15 protein-coding genes are annotated in these 23126 nt (G+C 60.0%); 14 read left to right on the top strand and 1 reads right to left on the bottom strand.

The window, feature by feature from the left end; all coding sequences use genetic code 11:
* Positions 1-122: 122 nt before the first annotated feature.
* The 5 genes from ACWXTG_RS10700 (at position 123) to ACWXTG_RS10680 (ending at position 7023) form a co-directional block, all read left to right on the top strand.
* Positions 123-2924 (top strand): sensor domain-containing protein, encoded by a 2802-nt coding sequence (locus ACWXTG_RS10700; protein WP_480219893.1) that lies wholly within the window; start codon positions 123-125, stop codon positions 2922-2924.
* A 109-nt stretch (positions 2925-3033) separates the two neighbouring features.
* Positions 3034-3516, top strand: coding sequence for a sigma-70 family RNA polymerase sigma factor (locus tag ACWXTG_RS10695; RefSeq protein ID WP_480219892.1), 483 nt, complete (start codon positions 3034-3036; stop codon positions 3514-3516).
* Positions 3517-3519: 3 nt separating this feature from the next.
* Positions 3520-4500, top strand: a complete 981-nt coding sequence (locus tag ACWXTG_RS10690; RefSeq protein ID WP_480219891.1) for a FecR domain-containing protein — start codon at positions 3520-3522, stop codon at positions 4498-4500.
* Positions 4501-4587: 87 nt separating this feature from the next.
* On the top strand, positions 4588-5823 hold the full coding sequence (locus ACWXTG_RS10685) for a TonB-dependent siderophore receptor (protein ID WP_480219890.1): 1236 nt from the start codon (positions 4588-4590) through the stop codon (positions 5821-5823).
* 81 nt (positions 5824-5904) lie between these two features.
* Positions 5905-7023, top strand: coding sequence for a TonB-dependent siderophore receptor (locus ACWXTG_RS10680; RefSeq protein ID WP_480219889.1), 1119 nt, complete (start codon positions 5905-5907; stop codon positions 7021-7023).
* 59 nt (positions 7024-7082) lie between these two features.
* On the opposite strand, the gene ACWXTG_RS10675 is transcribed toward ACWXTG_RS10680, so the two are convergent.
* On the bottom strand, positions 7083-7295 hold the full coding sequence (locus ACWXTG_RS10675) for a hypothetical protein (protein ID WP_407996326.1): 213 nt from the start codon (positions 7293-7295) through the stop codon (positions 7083-7085).
* Between the two features lie 314 nt (positions 7296-7609).
* Between ACWXTG_RS10675 and ACWXTG_RS10670 the strand changes: the two genes are divergently transcribed.
* The 9 genes from ACWXTG_RS10670 (at position 7610) to ACWXTG_RS10630 (ending at position 22975) form a co-directional block, all read left to right on the top strand.
* Positions 7610-13120 carry a glutamate synthase-related protein gene (locus ACWXTG_RS10670; RefSeq protein ID WP_309565958.1) on the top strand — a complete coding sequence of 1837 codons (5511 nt, stop codon included), beginning with the start codon at positions 7610-7612 and terminating at the stop codon, positions 13118-13120.
* A 67-nt stretch (positions 13121-13187) separates the two neighbouring features.
* On the top strand, positions 13188-14936 hold the full coding sequence (locus tag ACWXTG_RS10665) for a sulfite reductase subunit alpha (protein WP_480219888.1): 1749 nt from the start codon (positions 13188-13190) through the stop codon (positions 14934-14936).
* Positions 14937-15206: 270 nt separating this feature from the next.
* Positions 15207-15833, top strand: a complete 627-nt coding sequence (locus ACWXTG_RS10660; RefSeq protein WP_480219887.1) for a hypothetical protein — start codon at positions 15207-15209, stop codon at positions 15831-15833.
* The gene (locus ACWXTG_RS10655; RefSeq protein WP_480219886.1) at positions 15834-16991 is read left to right on the top strand and encodes an efflux RND transporter periplasmic adaptor subunit; all 1158 of its coding nucleotides are present in this window, start codon (positions 15834-15836) and stop codon (positions 16989-16991) included. It abuts the gene before it with no gap.
* Positions 16988-18934, top strand: coding sequence for a MacB family efflux pump subunit (locus ACWXTG_RS10650; RefSeq protein ID WP_480219885.1), 1947 nt, complete (start codon positions 16988-16990; stop codon positions 18932-18934). Before ACWXTG_RS10655 ends, ACWXTG_RS10650 begins: the two co-directional genes overlap by 4 nt.
* A 1-nt stretch (position 18935) precedes the next feature.
* Positions 18936-20324 carry an efflux transporter outer membrane subunit gene (locus ACWXTG_RS10645; RefSeq protein WP_480219884.1) on the top strand — a complete coding sequence of 463 codons (1389 nt, stop codon included), beginning with the start codon at positions 18936-18938 and terminating at the stop codon, positions 20322-20324.
* A 164-nt stretch (positions 20325-20488) separates the two neighbouring features.
* Complete coding sequence (locus tag ACWXTG_RS10640) at positions 20489-21406, top strand: tetratricopeptide repeat protein (RefSeq protein ID WP_480219883.1); 918 nt, start codon at positions 20489-20491, stop codon at positions 21404-21406.
* A 97-nt stretch (positions 21407-21503) separates the two neighbouring features.
* Positions 21504-22004: a sigma-70 family RNA polymerase sigma factor gene (locus ACWXTG_RS10635; RefSeq protein WP_309565950.1), complete on the top strand. Its 501-nt coding sequence runs from the start codon at positions 21504-21506 to the stop codon at positions 22002-22004.
* An 11-nt stretch (positions 22005-22015) separates the two neighbouring features.
* Entirely contained in the window at positions 22016-22975 is a 960-nt protein-coding gene (locus ACWXTG_RS10630; RefSeq protein WP_309565949.1) for a FecR family protein, read from the top strand.
* Positions 22976-23126 lie beyond the last annotated feature (151 nt).

The raw sequence follows: 23126 nt of genomic DNA, 5'->3' as shown, positions 1-23126 counted from the left end.
ACTGTTTCACGATTGCCATGATCGTCCGGCCCCATTGAGATCAAAATAAATAGATTGTGGTGAAAAGAATGAGCAGCACAAATATCTCTGATCGGGGCTTGAGCGTTGCAATGCAGCTTCATATGCTGAGTTTTGCAATCAATCGGATTCAAGAGATTGTGCTTGTCTGTGATGCTGATGCCAGAATATGCCTGGCCAACCTAGCTGCCTGCGAAGTGCTGGGTTGCAGCGAGTCCGAATTGCTGCAGATGTCCGCCACCGATATTTTCCCCCATCTTGATGCCGCACAATGGCAAAGGGATTGGCAATCCTTGCAGCAACAGCACGTCATCATCCGGGAAACCACGCTGCATGGCAAAACCGGCGCCTCGATTCCCGTAGAGCTCCAGGCCAATTACTTCGTGGATGCAGGCCAGCCGTATTGCATATTGCTGGGGCGCAACCTCACTGCCCATCTCGACATGCTGGAAAAGCTGCGGGAGCAGGAGCTGCAGTATCGCCAGCTGGTAAAGAACTCCCCGGATATCTTCATCCGTTACGACCGGGACTGCCGGCGCATTTTCCTCAGCGATGGCTATGAAGCGGTGTTCGGGGTGCCTGCGGCACAAGCCTTGGGAAGGCGGCCGACCGAAATCTGGGGCCGGCCCACGATGCGCCCGGAGGATTACGAGGCCCGGTTGCGTGAAGTCATGCAGTCAGGAAATACGCAGGAAATCGAGCTGGAATGGACGGAAGGTGACCACTACGTCTGCCAGTCCTTGCATGTCGTGCCCGAGCGCAACGTGAAGGGCGGGATTACCGGCGTTTTGACGATCACCCGCGATATTTCGCATATCCGCCGCGTGGAGAGGGAGCTGAGGAAACGGGAAAAATACCAGAGCGCGCTGATCGAGAATTTTCCCTTCGTCGTCTGGCTCAAGGACCTGAACAGCAAATTGCTGGCGGCCAACAGCGCCTATGCCAAGTTTGCCGGCGTGGTCTCCAAAGAGGAGTTGGAAGGGAAGACGGATTTCGACCTGTTCCCCCTGGAAGACGCCACCACCTATGTCGACGGGGATAAACGCGTGCTGCAAAGCGGCCAGCCTTACCTGGCGATAGTGCCGATCACCAAGGCTAACGGCGAGAAAGGCTGGATAGAGGCCTACAAGTCACCAATGGTAGTGGACGGCAAGGTGATGGGGACGGTAGGTTTTTTCCGCGACATCACCGATATCAAGCAGAACGAGGAGAAACTGCTGCAGCGCGAGCGCGAGTTGCAGTCGCTGATCGATAATACGCCAGACACCATCATCCGTTACGACCTCAACGCGCGCAGGCTGTATGCCAACACGCCCAAATTGAAGCGCATCGGCATCGAAACCGGCAAGCTGATCGGCACGACGCCATCCGAGTATCCCGGCGGCGAGGCCTATGTGAAGTATGAGGAAAAGATCAAGGGCGTCATCAGCAGCGCAACGCCGGATTTCCTCGAGCTGCACGGCAAGGCTGACAATGGCAGCACCTGGTTCATCCATGTGCGCATCGTGCCCGAATTCGGCGAGCAGGGGCAGGTGATCGGGGTGCTGGCGGTGGAGCGCGACATTACCGAGCTGATGGAATACCGCGAGCGCATCCATTACCTGGCCTATTACGATGCGTTGACAGGTTTGCCTAATCGCACCCTGTTTGCCGATCGCGTCAGCCAAGTGTTAGCGGACGCCAGCTGGCACGAACAGCGCTTCGGTCTGATGATGCTGGACCTGGACCGCTTCAAGGAGGTCAATGATACCCTCGGCCACCAGGCCGGCGACGACCTGCTGGTGGCGGTTGCTCAGCGGCTCAATGCCTCGGTGCGCAGCTACGATACCATTGCCCGCCTGAGCGGGGACGAATTCGCCATCCTGTTGCCGGAGCTGCGCAACCCGGACGATCTGGCCACGATTGCCCGCAAGATCAACGATGAGATCGCCAAGCCGTTCCTGATCCACAAGAAAGAGCTATTCATCTCCACCAGTATCGGCATTGCGATCTACCCGAACGATGGCGATGATCGGGCGACATTGTTCAAGAGCGCCGATGTGGCGATGTACCATGCCAAGAGCTATGGCCGCAACAATTACCAGTTCTACTCCCGTGAGTTAGGCTCCAAGGCTTCGGAATACATCATGCTGGGCGCCTCTATCCGCCAGGCGCTCAAGAACGCCGAGTTCGAGCTGTTCTACCAACCCCAGGTCGACCTCATGAACGGGGCGATCGTCGGTGCCGAGGCGTTGCTGCGCTGGCGCAACCCGCAACTGGGCGTGGTGATGCCCGACCGCTTCGTCAAAGTGGCGGAAGAAAGCGGCCTGATCGTCGAGATCGGGGAGTGGGTGTTGCGCGAGGCCTGCAACGCCGTGGTTCGCCTGAACCGCTATCGCCCCGACGACGGCCCGCTCAGCATGGCAGTCAATCTTTCGTCCCGCCAGTTCCTCTATAACGACCTGCTCGCTTCGGTGCAGGAAATCCTGGCAGAAACAGGCTGCAAGCCCGAATGGCTGAAGCTGGAAATCACGGAAAGCCTGTTGCTGGAAGACAGCCAGGAAATCATCAACACGCTCAGCTTGTTCAAGGAAATGGGCATTACCATTTCCATCGACGATTTCTGCACCGGCTATTCCGCCATGAGCTACCTTGGGCAGTTCCCCATCAGCCAGGTCAAGATAGACCGTTCCTTCGTGCGCGATATTGCCGCCAAGCAGGACAAGCTGGAATTGATCACCGCCATTATCCGCATTGCGCATGCGTTGCGGCTTGAGCTCGTGGCCGAGGGGGTCGAGAGCAAGCAGCAAGCCAACCTGCTCAAGATCCAGGGCTGCACGATTGCGCAAGGATATTTCTTCGGCAAGCCGATGCGCTTGCGCCACCTGGAGTTGATCCTTGCCGACGGGCAAGACCTGATGCAATAAACTGCCCATTCCTGGAGCAGCAAACGGCAGGGTTTGCAGGAATGCGACACTGCTATATAATGAGATTTATTCTCATTTATTGCGATTTCGCAATACGGCTTGTCCTATCTTGAACGCTTTCAAGGCTCTATACGCGAACCACCATAGCTGGCTCAACCATTGGTTGCGCAAGAAAATGGGCAACCATTCCGATGCGGCCGACCTGGCGCAGGATACCTTCCTGCGCGTCCTGCTGAGCGGGGATGCCGACAAGCTGCACGAACCCCGCGCTTTCCTTACCACCGTGGCCTCCGGCCTGGTTTCCAATTTCTACCGTCGCAAGAAGCTGGAGCAGGCCTATCTCGATGCGCTCCTGCACCTTCCCGAAGCCGAAGCTCCCTCCCCCGAGGCAAAAGCCATCATGCTGGAAACCTTGGTCGAAATTGATGGTCTTCTTGATGGTTTGCCATACAAGGTGCGCAAGGCGTTTCTGCTATCTCAGCTGGATGGCATGAGCCAGGCGGATATTGCCGGGGAGCTGGGCGTGTCGATATCGACAGTCAAGCGCTACATTGTCCAGGCGGTAGAGCAATGTTGTTTCGGAGGAGCGTAGTCAATGGGGGCTAATTCAGAAAAAGCGATTTCCCCGAAAGTGAGCCGTGCGGCGGCAGAATGGCTGGTGGAGCTGCAATCGGGCAAGGTAAGCACGGAGGTGCGTGAGCGGTGGCAAGCCTGGCGCGCAGCGCATCCGGACCATGAACGCGCATGGCAGCATATCGAAATGCTGGGGGAGCGGCTGGGCGGCCTGTCGTCGTCGGTTGCCCATGCCACGCTGGCGCCTCGCGGATCGCTCAAGCGCAGGCGCGCCATCAAGACGCTTGCCATGCTGCTGTTTGCAGGCGGCAGCGCCTGGGTGGTACAGGAAAAACTGCCCTGGTGGCAGCTCAGCGCCGACTACAGTACCGGCGTCGGCGAACAACGGCGCGTAGTGCTGGAAGACGGCACGGCGGTCGAGCTCAATTCATCCAGCGCCATCAACGTGGCTTATACGCAGCAGCAACGCATCGTCATGCTGCTGCGCGGCGAAATTCATGTAGCGACCGCGCACGAGCCTGCACAAACGCGCCCGTTCCTGGTCGCGAGCGATCAAGGCAGCATGCGCGCCCTGGGCACCCGCTTCGTCGTGCGCCAATTGACCAATGAGAAGGATAGCCCGATCAAGATCGGGGTGCTGGAAGGCGCGGTCGAGGTCGCCCCGAGCGAGATGCAGGCAAGGGTGAGGTTGCAGGCCGGTGAGCAACTGTCGTTCACGCGGCACATGGTGGCGCCGGTCGAGCCCGTGATCCCGCATGATACGGCATGGCTCCAGCGCATGCTGGTGGCGGACGATATGCCGCTGGGCGAATTCCTGGCCGAGCTCAGCCGCTACCGCAAAGGCAGCCTGGGTTGCGACGACAGCATCAAGCACTTGAAAGTGAGCGGTACGTATCCGCTGGATGATACCGACAAGGTGATTGATATGCTGCAGCAGAGCCTTAATTTGCAAGTCCGCATGCTCACCCGCTACTGGGTGCGCCTGACGCCTTCGGCAGCATAAATTTCGCCATAGGTTGAGCTGTTTTTGATTCTTGCGTGGCATGAGAAATAGGGGACCTATTTCAACCGCTACACTAAGGGAAAATCAATGCAGCACAAGCACGACATACTACGGTTAAGGCTGGGACACTTGATCCTGGCCCAGGCACTTTCCACACTATTAGTTTTCACCACGCCCATGTTCGCCGGTTCCGCCATGGCAGAACCGGCAGCCAGGCAGTACCAGATTCCGCCCGGGTCGCTCAAGGATGCGTTGGCCCAGTTCGGCCGGGAAGCCCAAGTCATGTTGTCTTACAACAGCGAACTGGTATCCGGCTTGCATAGCAACGGCTTGAACAAGACGGCTTCCGTGCGTGACGGTCTGGAACAGTTATTGACGGGCACCGGCCTGGAAGCTGTCTCGCAGGAAAATGGCGGATATCTGCTGCGCAAGTCCAACAAGCCGGCAACAGGAAGTTCGGAAAGCACCTTGGATGAAGTGCGGGTCAGCGCCAGCAAGGATCCGACAACGGAAAACACGGGTTACTATACCACCAGCTCCACAGGCGCTTCCGCCAAATTGCCATTGTCGCTCCGCCATACGCCGCAATCCGTCAGCGTGATCACCCGCCAGCGTATGGACGACCAGAACCTGACCCAATTGCAGGAAGTGCTGGAGCAGACGGTGGGTATCAGCGTCGTGCAGAGCGGATATGTCGGCGCGAACTGGAACACGTTCCAGTCTCGTGGATTCAATATCAACAATTACCTGGTCGATGGCCTGCCGCTGGGAAGCGGTTTCCAGCAAATGACGAACGATATGGCCTTCTACGACAGGGTGGAGGTGTTGCGCGGCTCATCGGGATTGATGGTCGGTATCGGTGCGCCGGGCGGCAGTATTAATTACGTCCGTAAGAAACCGACGAGGGAGTTCCAGGCTTCCGTTACCGGGCAATTTGGCTCGTGGGACAATTACCGGGGCATGGTCGATATCTCCACGCCGTTCAATGCGGACGGCAGCGTGCGCGGCCGCATTGTGGCAGTGAAGCAGGATAGCGGCTCGCACCTGGACCGCTACGGCCTGGAGCGCGACATGCTTTACGGCATTCTCGAAGCAGACCTGACGCCTTCGACCCTGTTTACTGCCGGTCTGGAATACCAGAATCATGAAACCCATGATTCTCCCGAGGCTGGTTTGCCGTTGTTCTATAGCGATGGCAGCCATACCAACTGGAAGCGCTCCAAGAACCCGGGCGCAAGCTGGGCTTCCAGCGAGAATGAAAAGCTCGCTTTCTTTACTTCGCTGGAACACAGCTTCGACAACGACTGGCGCGCCAAGGTGTAGTTCAACCATATACGCCACAGTTACGACAGCATCATCGGCTCTGGCGGTTCAGGCAGCCTGGACAAGGCTACCGGCAGCGGCGTGACATTGTGGGGCGGCCGCTGGAAGGCTGATCCAATCAAACAGAATGCCCTGGACGTTTACGCCACAGGGCCATTTACGCTGGGCGGACGTCAGCATGAGCTGGTTTTTGGCCTGAACTATTCTCATACCGAGCAGCACAATGACCCGTCGTACAATCTCTGGTATTTTATTCCCGTGGCTAATTACGGTAGTTGGGATGGTAATGTGGCACAGCCTGACTTATCGCCGATCGGCCGCTACTCTGAACGTGCACGCCAGTTTGGAGGCTATCTGACTGCGCGTTTCCGGCCGACAGATCAATTGTCCATCTTGACTGGTGCTAGAGTCATTCATTGGCATCAAGCGACTGAGTCAGATCCTTATTCTGGTACGCCCAGCGCGACAAGTCGATCTGAAACCGGGGTACTCACTCCTTATATTGCAGCAACCTATGATGTCACCGATACGGCTTCGCTGTATGCGAGCTATACCAAGATTTTCAATCCGCAAAGCCGATGGGATATCAATAGGCAGTATCTTGATCCTGAGGAAGGCGACAGTTATGAAGCAGGTATCAAGCAGGGCCTCTATGGCGGCAGATTGAATACCAGCCTGGCATTGTTCCGTGTTGAGCAGGATAACCTGGCAGTTCAGGATAATAGTCCTGGAGCACCTGCTGGCAGTTATCGGGCAATACAAGGCACAGTTACCAAGGGGGTTGAAGTGGAGGCCAATGGTGAGTTGGCACCTGGCTGGCAGGTCAGTGGTGGTTATACTTTCCGTATATCGCAAGATGCCAACGGGAACAAAGTCCAAACAGTGACGCCGCAGAATCTATTCAAGCTGTTCACTACCTATACCCTGCCTGGTGCCTGGAACAAACTCACTGTCGGCGGCGGGGCAAACTGGCAGAGCCGTATCTATACCAACGATACCGGCCCCAATAATGAGCGCTTCACCCAGGGAAGCTATGCCGTGGTCAATCTCATGGCGCGCTATCAGTTCGACGAGCGTTTCTCGGCGGCGTTGAACGTGAACAACTTGTTCGACAAGGTGTATTACACCAATACGGCGTCGGGCATGGGCTTTTATGGCGTGCCGCGCAATGCCATGCTGACCTTGAAATACCAGTTCTAGATAGCGAATGAATCACAGGAGCGGCAATATAATGCCGCTCCTGCGAAGCTTGATGCACATTATTGGTGCTGAATCTTCTGCAGCCGGATATCGCTGCTTGTCGGAAATTTCTCTTCGTTTTTCCCCTGAAATCGGGAATTCGCCCAGCTCATCAGTGCAATACGGTCTTTGGTCCGGTGTTCCGGCCAAGTGAGCTGCGGTTTACCGCTACCACCCTTCAATCTCGCAGATTTGCCATATTTGACTTGGCTTCTTGCCTTTTCGTCATCCATACGCACGAAAAATGTGCTTCAAATGTGCATGCGCACATTTTTGGTGCTTTTGATAATGTTCTCAACAACGCCTCCGAGTGCGCAGGCCATGATCTGCATAATGTAATCCCTTGTTTTTAAAGTGGATACATCGGGGCAGGAAAACCGGGATTTGATAGGGAGATGCCAGCTCATTTTGGTACGGTAATTGCTTATAAATAAGCCCGGCGAAAGTTGGGGTGTGTGGAATAACACACGAGCAGGACAATATACCATGCCGTGGTGCAGGTATGACAAAGCCGCATCAGATATTAATGAATTTGCTGGAGAGGTACATGAGCGCACTCAATGGTCCGCAGAGCGAGAATACTTTTGGCTTGTATGACAGTTCCCTGGAAAAGGATAACTGTGGCGTTGGCTTTATCACCCGCAAGGACGGGGTGCAAACGCACGACGTACTAGTCAAGGGGCATGAGGCTTTGTGTACGATCCCCCATCGCGGCGGCATGTCTGCCGAGGGCGTGGGCGATGGCGCTGGCGTTTCCATCGACCTCTCGCTGCCGTTTTTCCGCAGGCTGACCGGCCAGGCGCTTGAGGCCGGCCGCTTCGGCGTCGGCAACTTCTTCCTGCCAAGCGACGAAGGTGCGTATTGCCGTGCCGACGACATCATCCGCACTGCCTTGTCCGGGAAGGGTTTCGATATCTTGCTGGTGCGGGATGTGCCGGTGGACAATGAGGCCATCCGTCCTGCCGCCATCCGCTACCAGCTGCCCATCCAGCAATGGGTGTTTGCGGCCCCTGCCGATATCGACGCGCAGGAGTTCGATCGCCGCATCTACCAGGCATTGCTCGTGATCGAGGAGCAGGCTTATACGGATGCCGCCTTGAGCGGGCTCTATCCGTTATCGATGTCCGCCCATACCCAGGTGCTCAAAGGCCGCCTGAATTCCAATGAAGTGATTCCTTACTTCCATGATCTCATGGAAGAGGATCACGCCGTGCATACCATGTATTTCCACACGCGGTTCTCCACCAATACCGATCCGCACCCCAGCATGGCGCAACCGTTCCGCATGATGGCGCACAACGGCGAGTTGAACACCGACCGCAAGAACCGCATCGCCGAAGCCGCATTGGCGCGGGCGCGAAATGGCAGGATTTTCCGCCCCAAGGGCCAGTCCGACAGTTCACGCCTGGACCAGACGTTGAACAGCCGCCTGATGGACGACGGCCTCGACCTGGTGACGGCCGTGGTCTCCATGATGCCTCCGGCCTGGGAAAACGACCCTACCTTGCCCGAGAGTATCAAGGCGATGCTGGAGTATTTCTCCCTCTACGAAGAGAAGAACGACGGCCCTGCCGCCTTGATCTTCGGCAACGGCAGCGTGGTCGGCGCGCGCCTGGACCGTCTGGGCTTGCGCCCGTTGCGCAGTGTCGAGACCGAAGAGTACCTGTGCGTGATGTCCGAAGCCGGTCAGATCAACTTCCCGCCGGAAAGCGTATTGCGCCGCGGCCGCATCGAGGCTGGCGGCATGCTGTATTACGACCACAACGAGAAGCGTTCCCGCGGCACGCTGGAAACCCTGGAAATGCTCGCTGCCAAGCGCGATTATCCTGCCTTGCTCGAGCAGGCGCGTGCGACGCTGAAGCAGCTTCCCGCAGTGCCTGCCGAGGTGGCGGGCTCCCCGCAGCGATACCATGGCGACCTGGCGCTGTACCAGCGTTTCGTTTCCTATTACTACAACCAGGAAAGCTTCAAGTTCATGATGGACCCGATGCTGGCAACCGGGGCGGAAAAGATCTCCGCCATGGGTTACGGCAACGCCATCAATGCGCTGACCGACCATGAAGGCGGCGTGGCGCACTACTTCTCGCAACGTTTTGCGCAGGTGACCAATCCCCCGCTGGATTCCATCCGCGAAGCCGATGGGATGACCTTGCGCGTCGCGCTGGGCGCCAAGCCCAATATGAACAAAGGCAAAGGCAGGCAGATCGTGATCGACTCGCCTATCCTCAGCCACCTCGACATGCTCAAGCTGCGCGAGCAGGCGGAAACGCCGTACCGCTGCTTCGAATCGTTGTATACGCCTGTCACCGGCGATGCGGCTGCCAACGAAAAGGCGCTGGAACAAGGCATCGATGCGCTGGCGGATGCCGTGGTGGCATTTGCGCGCGAAGAAGGCGGCATTGCCGTCATTTCAGACCGCCACGTATCGTCCACCCAGGCCGCCATGCCGTTGCTGCTGGTGGTATCCGCCATCAACCAGCGCCTGATCGACGAAGGCTTGCGCCTGGACGTGTCTATCGTGGCTGAAAGCGGCCAGGTCGTGTCATCCCACCACGTGGCCGCCGCCTTGGGCTTTGGCGCTTCTGCCGTTTATCCGCTGGGCGTGCAGCTGCGTGCCGAGGAAAAATACGGCGCAGATGCCGACAAGGCCTTCAAGAAGTACGCCAAGGCGGCTGAAAAGGCGCTCATGAAGACCATGGGCAAGGTCGGCCTGTGTACCGTCGAGAGCTACATCGGCGGCGAATTCTTCGAGCCCAATTTCCTCAATACCAATGACCCGGTATTGCGCAAATACTTCCCCAACCTGAAGACGCCGGTTGGCGGCGCCGATTTTGCCGCGATCGCGAAAATGGTCGTTGACTGGCACCAGGAAGCGCAAACAGTCACCGATGAAAACAGCGTGCCGTTGCTGGGCCTGTTCAAGGAGCGCTCCGAGGGTGCCGGCCATTCTTTCGGCACCATTGCCGTACGCGGTTTCGTCGAGATGACGGAAGAAAAGATCCACTTCGACAAGCAAGAAAAGCGTGCGGAAGACGAATTCCTGCGCCTGATGACCTTGTCCAAGCTCGAGGATGCGTTCTCCTTCAAGAAGGGCGAGGCGTTCAGCGGCAGTTTCGACCGCCTGAGCGCCGAAGAGATCGACAACTTCGGCGTGACCCAAAGCTACCGCAGCTTTTCGCACATGATGGCGGAAGAGCGCGCCAAGCGACCGTCCGCCCTGCGCGACGTGCTGGAGTTCCCGGCGGACCTGAGCGGCCTGAAGACCTCGGACGAGTTCCGCGCGGTATTGGCCCGCTACGCCATCGTGGGCAACAACAGCATTGCCGTACGCGGCCTCGAAGCGCAGGAATTGGGCAATGACCGCTTCAGCCTGCAGTTGACCGGCCCGCTGGCCGGGGATATCTCGCGCTTGTCCACCCTGGGCCAAGCCCTGGTGGCGCATTTCGGCAAGGCCATCAGCGGACACTGGCTGGAAAGCGGCGTGCTGACCGTCGAGGCGACCGGCAAGGCCGCGGACTACTTCAGGCTGCTGCGTGTCGCGCCTGCCAGCGTGCCTTTGGCCGAGGTGCAGCCCGCCAGTGAAATCACCCGCAGCTTCGCCTCCGGCGCAATGAGCCACGGCGCGTTGGTGGCGCCCGCGCATGAGGCGGTAGCGCACGGCACCAACATGGTGGGCGGCATGTCCAATTCCGGCGAAGGCGGCGAACATATTTCCCGCTACGGAACTATCCGTGCTTCGCGCATCAAACAGCTCGCGTCCGGCCGTTTCGGCGTCTGGGCGGGCTATCTCGCCGACCCGATGCTGGAAGAGCTGGAAATCAAGATCGGCCAGGGCGCGAAGCCGGGCGAAGGCGGCCAGTTGCCCGCGCCCAAGGTGACGGTGGAAATCGCGGCCGCGCGCGGCGGCACGCCGGGCGTGGAGCTGGTTTCTCCGCCTCCTCACCACGATACCTATTCGATCGAGGATCTGGCGCAGCTGATCCATGACTGCAAGGCGGCGCGCGTGCGCGTGATCGTCAAGCTGGTGTCCTCCGAGGGCATCGGCACGATCGCCGTGGGCGTGGCCAAGGCAGGCGCCGACGTCATCAATGTCGCCGGCAATACCGGCGGCACCGGCGCGGCGGCCGTGACCAGTCTGAAATATACCGGCCGCGCCGCCGAAATCGGCATTGCCGAGGTGCACCAGGCGTTGTGCGCCAACGGCTTGCGCGAAAAGGTGATCCTGCGTTGCTCCGGCGCGCACCAGACCGCGAGCGACGTGGTGAAGTCCGCCATGCTGGGCGGCGACAGCTTCGAGTTCGGCACCACTGCCCTCATGATGCTGAAATGCGTGATGGCGAAGAACTGCAACGTCAAGTGCCCTGCCGGCCTTACCACCAATGCCGAAGTGTTCGACGGCGATCCGCGCGCATTGGCGCAATACCTGATCAACGTGGCGCACGAAACCCGCGAGATTCTTGCCGCGATCGGCCTGCGCTCGTTGCGCGAGGCGCGTGGTCGCAGCGACCTGCTGCAACTGCTGGATCATCCTGCCAGCGTCGGCCAGCTCGACCTGCGTGCGATGCTGACCGTGGTGCCTGAAGTCAAGATCGAGAATCCTGTCTACATGGAGAAGGATTTCGCCCTCGACGACGCCTTCATCGACGTGCTGCGCCAGGCGCTCGTTGCTGACAAGCAGCTCGAAGTCCAGCTTGGCGAGGGCCGCAGGCTGAACAATTGCAACAAGACCGTGGGCGGCCAGCTTGCGATCGATATCGAGCGCTTGCTCAACCATGAGCTGACCGCGGAAGAAGCGTTGCGCCTGCCAGCCGTAATCGCCGACAAGCGCGGCCGCCGCTTCCTCAAGCCGGATACCGTCAAGATCACTACCAGCGGCTCCGCTGGCCAGTCCTATGGCGCTTTCTGCAACGACGGCATGGTGCTGCGTCATAGCGGCACCTGCAACGACGGCGTGGGCAAGGGCCAAGCTGGCGGCGTTATCATCGTGACTTCCCCGGGCGGCGGCTCCGAGCAGGCCGGAGGCAACGTGCTGGTGGGCAACTTCGCGCTGTTCGGCGCAACCGGTGGCCGCCTGTTTGTCGAAGGCCAGGCCGGCGACCGTTTTGCCGTACGTAACTCCGGCACGACTGCCGTGGTGGAAGGCGTGGGCGACTTTGCCTGCGAATACATGACCAACGGCGCAGTGCTCAACCTTGGCGCGTTCGGCAAGGGCTTCGGCAACGGCATGAGCGGCGGCTTCGCCTACCAGTACGATCCCTACGGCGAGCTGTCGGGCAAGGTGGCTGCGGATTCCGTATTGCTGGGCAATATCACCGACGATACCGAGATGGCGCGCGTACACAGCCAGGCCATCCGGCAATTGCTGCAATGGCATCTTGAAGCCACCGGCTCCAAGCGCGCCGCATGGCTGCTGGAAAACTGGGAAGCCGAGCGCCAGAACTTCGTGTTCGCGATGCCGCGCGCGCTGTTGCTCTACCAAGATAGCGACGAAATCCTCAAGGCAAAGCCGCGCAAGGAGCTGCTCGAAGAGCTGTCTTCCGCGCTGGCAGCGTTCCAGGTGCGCAAGTTCAAGCTGGCTTACCGTGACGGCAAGCCGGTGGTAGGCGGCAAGGTGCCGGGCCACGGCGAGGCGGACAGCGAGGAAATGTTCGAACTGCTGAACAACTACACCGTGCTCAACATGGCGCAGCAAGTGGCCATGGCCAAGGTGCCCAATGCGCAGTCGGTGGCCGACCCCGCCGTGCAAAAGGCGGTGCGCAACCTGTTGCTGACCGAGGACTTCCTCCTGATGCAGAAACTGCAGCGCTATGCGCGCGAGGCGATTGACGGATATAACGACCAGGAGCTTGCCGTGCTGATCGCGGACAAGCGCCTGCGGGATTACAAGTCCGCCTTGAGCCTGCGCAACATCTTCTCCATGGATAGTCCGGGCACTTACGGCTGGATCATCCACCAGAGCTTGAAGAACAGCACCCAGCTTGGCGCACTGCCCAGCTTGGAAGCCTTGTTTGCCAAGGCTTCCATGCAAGAGCTCGTGGCTACGCTAAAATCCAATTAAGACTATACTAATAGTTTGACCCCATGCCGTGCCTGGCGCACGGCATGCATTTGTTGACGACCAGATAATGAAGATTCCTTACATTCCTGAAGATTCACCATTCAATCAAGACCAGAAGGCCTGGCTTGCCGGCTTCATGGCCGGCCTGCAGACCAGGCTGCTCAATACCGATAGCGGCAGCGGGCGCGGCAAGCCGCCGATTTACATTCTCTACGGGTCGCAAACCGGCAATGCGGAGGGCCTGGCCGCCACAGCTGCCAGTGCGGCCAAGCAGCATGGACTGGAGCCCGTCGTGAAGGCGCTGGACGAAGTCGAGCTGGAAGAGCTCGGCGCCATGCGCCGGGTATTGATCGTCACCTCCACCTACGGCGAAGGCGAAATGCCCGACAACGCCCAGTTGTTCTGGGAGGCGTTGTCATCCGAACATGCCGAGCGGCTTGAAGACATGAGCTTCGGCGTGCTGGCGATTGGCGATACCGGTTACGACGGTTTCTGCGAGGCTGGCAAGAACCTGGACACCCGCCTGGAGCAGCTGGGCGCCAAGCGCCTGCTGGCGCGAGTGGATTGCGACGTGGATTATGAAGAGCCGGCGAATGCCTGGATCGAGGCCGCCCTGCCCTTGTTCGCGGAAGTGGAGGGCGGCCCGGACGAAGCCGCTGCAGCCCCTGCCGCTGCCGACACTTCCGCTCCCGCGGCATCCGCCTATAACCGCAAGAATCCATATGCCTCCACATTGGCAGTGAACCGCCGCCTCTCGGGCCAGGGTTCAGGCAAGGAAATCCGCCATTACGAATTCGACCTCGGCGACAGCGGCATTCATTACGAGGCCGGCGATGCGCTCAACGTGGTGCCGGAAAACAATCCCGAGCTCGTGAGCCTGATCCTGGAGCGCCTGAACGCCAAGGCGGATGCCGCGGTCTCCAAGCACGACCAGCCGCTGGCCGAGCTGCTCACGCGCGGCTTCGAGATTTCCACGCCGTCGCGCGAACTGATCGCGGCGGTTGAGCAACGCGCCGGCAACGCAGACTTGAGCCGTCTCGTGCAAAGCGGCGACAAGGCGGCACTGGAAAACTGGCTATGGGGCAAGGATATCCTCGACCTGCTGCAATTGAATCCGTCGCTGAACTTGAGCGTGGACGAATTCGTCAGCCTGCTCAAGCCGTTGCAGCATCGCGCCTACTCGATTTCTTCCAGCTCGCTGGCGAACCCCGAGCGCATCCACCTCACCGTCGCGAGCGTGCGGTATGTTTCCGGGGGCAGGCCTCGTGGCGGCGTATGCTCCACCTATTTGGCTGATCGCGTGCCGGAAGGCGGCCAGGCCGGCATCTTCCTCACCACCAACAAGTCCTTCCGTGTGCCGGCAGACAAGAATGCCCCCGTGATCATGGTGGGCCCGGGCACCGGCATCGCGCCTTTCCGTGCTTTCCTGCAAGAGCGCCGTGCGTCTGAAGCACCAGGCAAGAACTGGCTGTTCTTTGGCGACCAGACCCGCGCCAGCGACTTCATCTATGAAGACGAGCTCACCGCCATGATGAAGGACGGCGTGCTCAACCGCCTCGACCTTGCCTTCTCGCGCGACCAAGCCGAGAAGATATACGTGCAGACCCGCATGAGGGAAAACGGCAAGGAGCTGTATGCCTGGCTGCAGGACGGCGGTCATTTCTATGTCTGCGGCGATGCCAGCCGCATGGCCAAGGATGTGGATCAGGCATTGCACGACGTGGTCGCCGAGCATGGCGGCCTGGATGCAGAAGGGGCGACGGCCTACGTCAACCAGCTCAAGCGCGAGAAGCGCTACCTGCGCGACGTTTATTAAGAGCCTGTTCACGATCATTTCATATCGTACTGTCTGCGGCAGAGCGCCTAGCCAGAATCGCTTGGCTGGGTTTTGCTGGCGGCTCTGGATAATAGCCATTCCAAGCGTATAAAACGGGGCTTCATGTCCCGTTTTTTCTGGCCGTTTAATACGTAGCGCCTGCCTATTTTTATGAAATTTTCTGTGCAGGGGTGTCCTTTTTTCATTCTCGCGTGTCATTACTAGTGAGAGCGCAATTTTTACTCACGCTATAACGAGAATGGAAAACACATGAGAACACGACAATCCTTGGCCGCCCGCTGGGCCATCGCCGCAACGGCATTGCTTGCGAGCTTCAGCGCAGGTGCAAACTACCTCTGGCTGGAACCGGACGAAAGCGGCGCGAAGGCCTACCTGGGGCTTTACGAGTCTTCGCGGCTCGATCCTGCCGGCTTGAGCGCCATTCGGGGATTGCTGGCTGACGGCAAGGAGCTGGCAACCAAGGTTGCAGCCGACCGCGTGCAGGTGACGGCACCGGCCGGCGGCGATATCCGGCTGACGGCGCAAGCGGTGGGCCAGGACAAGGTGCTGCATTTCTACCAGGCAAAGTTCGGGCGCGGTGAAACCAAGGCCGTGAACGACCTCGAGCTGGTGCCGACCGAGGCCGGCGGCAATACCTTCAAGCTGGTATGGAAGGGAAACGCGGTCGCGGCCTCGCAGGTCAACGTGAGCACCAGCGAGGGCTGGATCCGCACCTTGAAGCCGTCGGAAGACGGCACCGTGACGCTCACCACCCCGTTCGCGGGCATCTATATCCTCGAAGTCACCGCGCGCGTCAACGGCAGCATGACCTACCAGGGCACCAAGTACGACGATGTACGGCATACTGCGACATTGAGTTTCGAGGTCAAGCGCTAGATGAGGCGGGGGAGGATTGCCCTGCTGGCCGTCGTGCTGGCAGTGGTTGGCGCAGCCTGGCTTGCACGCAGCCAGGACCCGGCTGACGCTTTCGAGATCGAGCTGGTCAAGCGCGGGGATATCGAGCACAACGTCACGGCCATCGGCACTTTGCAGCCGCTCAGCTATGTCGATGTCGGCGCACAGGTTTCCGGCCAGATACTGGCCTTGCATGTGGAGCCTGGCGATACGGTCCAGAAAGGCCAGTTGCTGGCCGAGATCGACCCGCGCGTGCCCCAGGCGACCGTCGATGCCGGTCGCGCCGCATTGGCGGGTTTGCAGGCCCAGTTGCAGGAGCAGGAGGCGCAATACGTGCTGGCTAGCCAGCAGCATGAGCGCCAGCAGCAGATGCAGGCGGACGGCTCGACACGTACCGAGGAGGTGCAGCAGGCGCAAGCCGCCCTGAAAACCGCGGCGGCGAGGATCAACAACCTCAAGGCGCAGATAGACCAGACCCAGTCGACCCTGCAGGGGAATGAAGCCCTGCTCGGCTTCACCAAGATTTATGCGCCCATGTCCGGCACGGTGGTCTCGATCGAGGCCAAGACCGGGCAGACCCTCAACGCCACCTACCAGACCCCCACCCTGCTGCGGATCGCCGACCTCTCCACCATGACCGTATGGACGGACGTTTCCGAGGCCGACGTGCGGCATGTGAAACCCGGCATGCAGGTCTATTTCAAGACCTTGGGCGGGGACGAGCGCCGCTGGACCAGCACGGTGCGCCAGGTGCTGCCGGCGCCGCCCAAACCCGAAGGCGCGAGCGCTACCGCCACGCAAACGCCGAGCAGCAATAAAGTCGTGCTCTATACCGTGCTGTTCGATGTCGACAACAGCGATGGCGAGCTGATGCCGCAGATGACCGCGCAGACTGCTTTTGTCGTGGCGGCGGCCAGCCAGGTCATCACCGTGCCGATCATGGCGCTCACTGAAGTCGATGCCAAAGCGGGTAAGTACAAGGTGCGCGTATTGAAGGATGGCAAGGTGGTATGGCATGAAGTGACGACAGGCGTGCGCACGCGCTTGCGCGCCGAAGTGCTGTCCGGCCTCTCGGAAGGCGAGCGGTTGATCACGGCGGACAAGACGCCCAAGCCCAGCCCCTGGAGATTCCAGTTTTGAGTGACCGTCAGCCCCTGATCTCGCTGGCGGACATCCGCAAACACTACGGCGGCGGGGACAAGCCCCGGGTGGATATCCTGCACGGCATTTCACTGGATATCCATGCCGGCGAATTCGTGGCGATCGTCGGCGCTTCCGGCTCGGGCAAGTCCACCCTCATGAATATCCTGGGCTGCCTGGATAAGCCGAGCTCGGGCCAGTATCGTTTTTCCGGGCGCAATGTGGCGGAGATGGACGTCGACGAGCTGGCGTGGCTGCGCCGCGAAGCGTTTGGCTTCGTCTTCCAGGGCTATCACCTGATCGCGACCGAGACCGCGCAGGAAAACGTGGAAATCCCGGCGCTCTACGCCGGCATGCCCGAGCACGAACGTGCGGCGCGTGCCCGGGCATTGCTAGATAGGCTCGGGCTGGCCGAGCGTTTGCATTATCGTCCCAAGCAATTGTCCGGCGGCCAGCAGCAGCGCGTGTCGATCGCGCGTGCGCTCATGAACGGCGGCCGCATCATCCTGGCCGATGAGCCGACCGGCGCGCTCGATTCGCGCAGCGGCGAGGAAGTCATGCGCCTGCTCAACGAGCTGGCCGATGCCGGCCATACCATCATCCTCATTACCCATGACCGCGACGTGGCGGCCAATGCCCGGCGCGTGATCGAAATCCGCGACGGCCATGTCATCAGCGATACCGGCTCCGTGCAACGCGCTGCCGGTGATGCGGCGCCTGAGTTCACGCTGGAAGCCGATGCGGGACAGGTGCAGTGGCGCGGTGATTTCCTTGAGGCATGCCGGGCGGCCTGGCGCGTCATGTGGGTCAACCGCTTCCGCACTGCGCTGACCCTGCTCGGCATCATCATCGGCGTGGCCTCGGTGATCGTGATGATGGCGGTGGGCATGGGCACCAAGGAGCGCGTGGTGGCGGAGTTGGGCGCCTTCGGCACCAATCATATCTACGTCAATCCCAAACGTGAAAGTTCGCGCGTGCCGGGCCGCGGCATCAGTGCGGGCGACCTGGAGGCCATCGGGGAGCTGCCGCATATCACTTATGTGCTGCCCAACCTCTCCGGCAGCAAGGTCGTGCGCTACGGCAACGAGGATGTGCAGACCCGCATCAAGGGCTCGGGCGCGGCCATGTCGCGCATGTTGAACTGGCCGGTGGTCAATGGCTCTTTCTTCACTGAAGAGGATGACCAGCGCATGGCGACGGTGGCCGTCATCGGCCCGCGCCTGGCGCAGAACCTGATGCCGGACGTGGAAAACCCGGTGGGCGAAACCATCCTGATCGGCAACGTGCCGTTCCAGGTGATCGGGGTGCTGGTTTCAAAAGGCGCCGTGACGGGCGACCAGAGCGACGACGACCTGGTGGTCATCCCTTATTCCACTGCCAGCACGCGGGTGTTCGGCGAGCGTGATCCCTCCTATGTCACGCTGGAAGTCGGTGACATGAGACAAGTGGATGCTGCGGCAAAAGCCGTCGATGAAGTCCTGTTTTCGCGTCACAGGGTTCGGGATTATGGCCTGGAGAATGCGGCGGCCTGGATTGCGGCCCAAGCCAAGACCCAGGACAGCATGAGCATGATGTTGGCCCTGATTGCCATTGTTTCGCTAGGCGTTGGCGGCATAGGCGTGATGAACGTCATGCTGATGACGGTGCGGGAGCGCACGCGCGAGATCGGCATCCGCATGGCGACCGGCGCGCGCCAGCGCGACATCCTGCAGCAATTCCTCACCGAGGCGGTGCTGGTCACCACGGTCGGCGGGGTGACCGGCGTGGTATCCGGCCTGGCGATAGGCGTCGTGCTGGTGTTCTGGGGCATGCCCGTGATCTTTTCCCTGAGCGCCATCATCGGCGCATTCTTCTGTTCCGTGATTACCGGATTGGTCTTTGGTTTCATGCCTGCGCGCCAGGCGGCCAAGCTTGACCCGGTGGTCGCCCTTGCCAGTGAGTGACATGAAAGTCCTGCGTTTATTCCTGCTGTTGCTATTGCCTGCCTGCACCAACGTCAAACCGCTGCAATTGCAGGCCGAGGACGGCCTGCGCAACCTGCCTGCGCAATGGCGCAATGGCGCGCCCGGTACTGAGCTTGAAGCGGCCCAGGCGCGGGATGGCGACTGGTGGCTGTCTTTCGGCAGCAATGCGCTTGCGGGCATGGTGCAGCAGGCGCAACTGGACAGCTACGATATTGCCGCTGCCATTGCGCGTGTCGAGCAGGCACAGCACCTAGCCGTGGTTGCCGGGGCGCCCCTGCTGCCGGAAGTCTCCGCTACCGGCAATATCGGCCGCCAGCAGCGGCTGGGAGGAAGCAGCGATGCCAACCGCCTGAGCACCTATTCCGCAGGGCTGCTCGCGAGTTATGAAATCGACTTCTGGGGCAAGAACCGCGCCGCCTACCAGGGAGCGTTGAGCAATCTCCGCGCCACCGAGTTCGATCGCGACAGCATGCGCGTGACCCTGGGCGCCAACGTCGCCATGACCTGGGTGGAGGCAGTCGGCCTGGCCGAAAGAGTCGGCATAGCCAGGAGCAACCTGGAGAACGCCGAGCGTGTATTGGCCCTGGTCGAGTCGCGCTACCGCGCCGGGGCCGCTACCGCGATCGAGCAAGCCCAGCAGCAAGGCTTGGTGGCAAGCCAGCGCCGCACCGTGGCCTTGCTGCGGCAACAGCAAGGCAATGCTGAAGCCGCCCTGGCAACACTGGCCTCAAGGCCGATGGGAGAGTTGCAGCTCATGGAGAACAGCGTGCGCCAATTGCAGCTGCCGATAGCCGATTCGGGCGTGCCCTCTGAATTGCTTGTCCGCCGGCCGGACATTGCCTTGGCCGAGGCCAGGCTGCTTGCCGCCGATGCCGACATCCAGGTGGCGCGGGCTGCCATGTTGCCCAGCATCAGCCTGACAGGCGGGTTTTCCAGCAATAGTGAGCACTTGCGCGACTTCTTCGATGCCCCGCTGTACAATCTGGCGGCCGGGCTGACGGCCCCCATTTTCAATGCCGGCCGCCTCGCGGCGCAACGCGACTATGCGGTCGCGCGCCGCAAGGAACTATTGGCGAATTACCGCCAAGCCATCATTGCCGCATTGGGCGATGTCGAGGCGGCGCTCAACCGGATTGCCGGGCTGGAACAGCAAGCCATTGCGCAAACCCTGGCGCTGGAGAATGCCGAACGCGCTTTTGCCCTGGCCCAGTCGCGCTACCAGGCGGGCGCGGAAACCATGCTGACCATGCTCGATACGCAACGCACCCTGTTCACGGCACAGGACCTGGACCTGCAGTTGCGTCAGCAACGACTGCAAGCCGCTGTCGATCTTTATCGCGCCTTGGGCGGGGGCTGGCAACGCCCCTAGCAAGCAGAGGGCGTGCGTTTTGCAGCCATATCCTCGGGCTTGTCCCGTCAGTATGCTCGCCGCGGTTCAAAGCCTCGCCGCGTCTAATTGACCGCATTGGATAGAATAAACGGGCAGGATTTGGTGTATAGTCACCTCCTGATTAATTCCTGTTCTCACTCAGCATGTCTGCCAGCAGTGCCCAATCCATTACCCCTGAACACCTCAACAACATCAGTGCGGAAGAACTGAAGCGCCGTCTCGCAAGCGATCCGCGCGAGGCCGTGCAATGGATACGCGCGCTGGCTGAACAAGGGGAGCCAGAGGCGCAGGCGTTGCTCGGGCAGGCTTATCTTGACGGGCATGGCATGGAGCCAGATCCCAGGCAGGCGAGGATATGGTTCCGCAAGGCGGCGGAAGCGGGCCACCTGCTCGGGATGAACATGCTCGGACGCGCCTACGACCAAGGCTGGGGCGGCCCGGTGGATCATGTCTGCGCGGCATACTGGTTCCGCATGTCGGCCAACCAGGGGCTGGATTGGGGCATGTACAACTATGCCAACCTGTTGCTGCATGGCTTGGGCGTGGAGAAAAATGAGCAGCAGGCGTTCGACTGGTATCGCAAGGCCGCCGAATTAGGGCACGCCAAGTCGCTGGGCGTGGTCGGCAGGTTCTTCGAGGAGGGCTGGCTGGGAGAGCAGGACCAGGAAAAAGCCTTCGACTATTACCGCCGTTCTGCCGAGGCAGGGGATTTCCGCGGGCAATACAACTATGCCTTGATGTTGTCGGAGCGCGGCCAAGCGGAGGGCGCGCGCCATTGGATGCGCGAAGCGCTGGTCAATGCGCACCTGGCGTTTTCCCGTACCATGGCGGCCAACTTGCTCCAACATCCTCACCCGGCTTTGCGCCAGGTGGGCATGGAAGCCTTGCACAAATGCGCGCAACAGGGCGGCGGGCATGATGCTTATGCCTACGCCAGGTTCCTATTGGGCCAACAGGATATCGCCAGCCTTTCCGTGGGGCGCTGGTGGCTGCGCTGCGCGGCACGCCGGGGCCATGTGCAGGCGCAAGGGGAAGCTTCCCTTCACATCAGCCTGAGCTGAACATCCTGGCTGGCATTGATTGCCATCTCCCCATAATTAGCTAATAATAAGAATGATTTTTCTTTAATTCCGGCCGGTGTCCAGCCACCGCGTTACTGTGTCCGCTAAGAATCCCATCATCTCCAACCTAGTGCATCAGCTTTATAGCAGCCATCATGGCTGGCTTTATGCCTGGCTGCGCAAGAAGCTGGGTTGCCAGCATATTGCGGCCGACCTGGCACACGACACTTTTGTCCGCCTGATGGTGGCAGGCAAGGCTCCCTTGCCAGAGCAGTCGCGCGCCTATCTCACCCAGATCGCCAAGGGCCTGGTGGTTGATCTCTACCGCCGCCGTCGCCTGGAGCTGGCTTATCAGGAATGGCTGCTGCAATTGCCGTTGGTGGACGCCCCCTCGCCGGAAGACCAGGCGATTGTCCTGCAGAGCCTAATCCAGCTGGACCAAGTGCTGGATCAATTGCCGAGCAAGGTTCGCCAAGCGTTCCTGCTGTCGCGTTTTGACGGCTTCACCTATAGCGAAATTGCCGTCCAGCTCGGGGTGTCGGTTGCAGCGGTGCGCAAGTATATGCTCAAGGCCGCGCAAGCCTGCATGGGGTTGTGATGGAGCACGGGATGGCCGCTAAGCCAATGCCTGAACATGAAGCGCGGCTGCGACAACAAGCGCTGGAATGGCAGGTGGCCTTATGGTCAGGGGAAGTGACAGCCGAGCAGCGGTCCGATTTCGACAAGTGGCTGGCGGCCAGCGACTCGCATCGGCAAGCATGGAGCGAAATAGCGGCCATAGAGCGAAAACTGCAATTGATCCCCGCCGAGGCAGCCGGGTTGCTAAAAGACAAACCCGATGCGGAGAAGCGCCGCCGGTTACTGCAGCTGCTGGGCCTGGCGGCGGCGACAGGCGGTACGGTGCCCATCGTGCGTAACAGCGATGCGTGGCAGGCCTGGGTTGCAGACCATCACACGCACACTGGAGAGCAGCAGCAGCTTGCCCTTTCGGATGGCAGCCAGTTGTTCCTTAATACCTCGACGGCGGTCGATATCGAATTTAATTCCCGCGAACGGCGGCTGGTATTGCACCATGGCGAGATGTACGTCAGGACTGCGGCAGACGCCGAGCAGCCTGTGCGCCCTTTCCTGATACAAACTCGCCATGGCGTTGCCCAGGCGCTTGGCACCAAGTTCAATGTGCGCCTGAAGCAGGAAGAAACACGGGTTTCGGTACACGAAGGCACGGTGCAAATCCAGCCGCGTCTAGGGGCTGGCCATAGGCTGGAGCACGGTTTCCAGGCTGGATTTTCCGCCCACGGGTTCACAGCAGCCACGCCCAATGGCAATGAGCTTGCCTGGCTAGAGGGCAAGCTGGTGGCGGAACGTATGCGGCTAGGGGACTTCCTGGACGAGTTGGGCCGTTATCGCCAAGGCATGATCCATTACGATGCCAAGGCGGCCGAGATGGTGGTTTCCGGTGTATTTCCCTTGCCTGATACAGACAGGATACTGGAATCGCTATTGCAGGCATTGCCTTTGCGCGTCAGTTATTTCTCGCGGTATTGGGTGTCGGTACATGGCTTGTGATTGGCAGGGATTCGAACTAGGGTAAAAAAATCTGAGGCAAGCGTAGCACTTTTATTTTTTCGTCCGGGATAGCAGTGAACACTTCTATTTCTGAACGAAGGAATTATCAATATGCTGAAGCACGCCAATCCATCGGACCGGTTACAAGTCG

It is taken from the genome of Methylobacillus sp. DLP286 (assembly GCF_056636515.1).
This window is presented reverse-complemented; position numbering and strand designations above follow the sequence as displayed.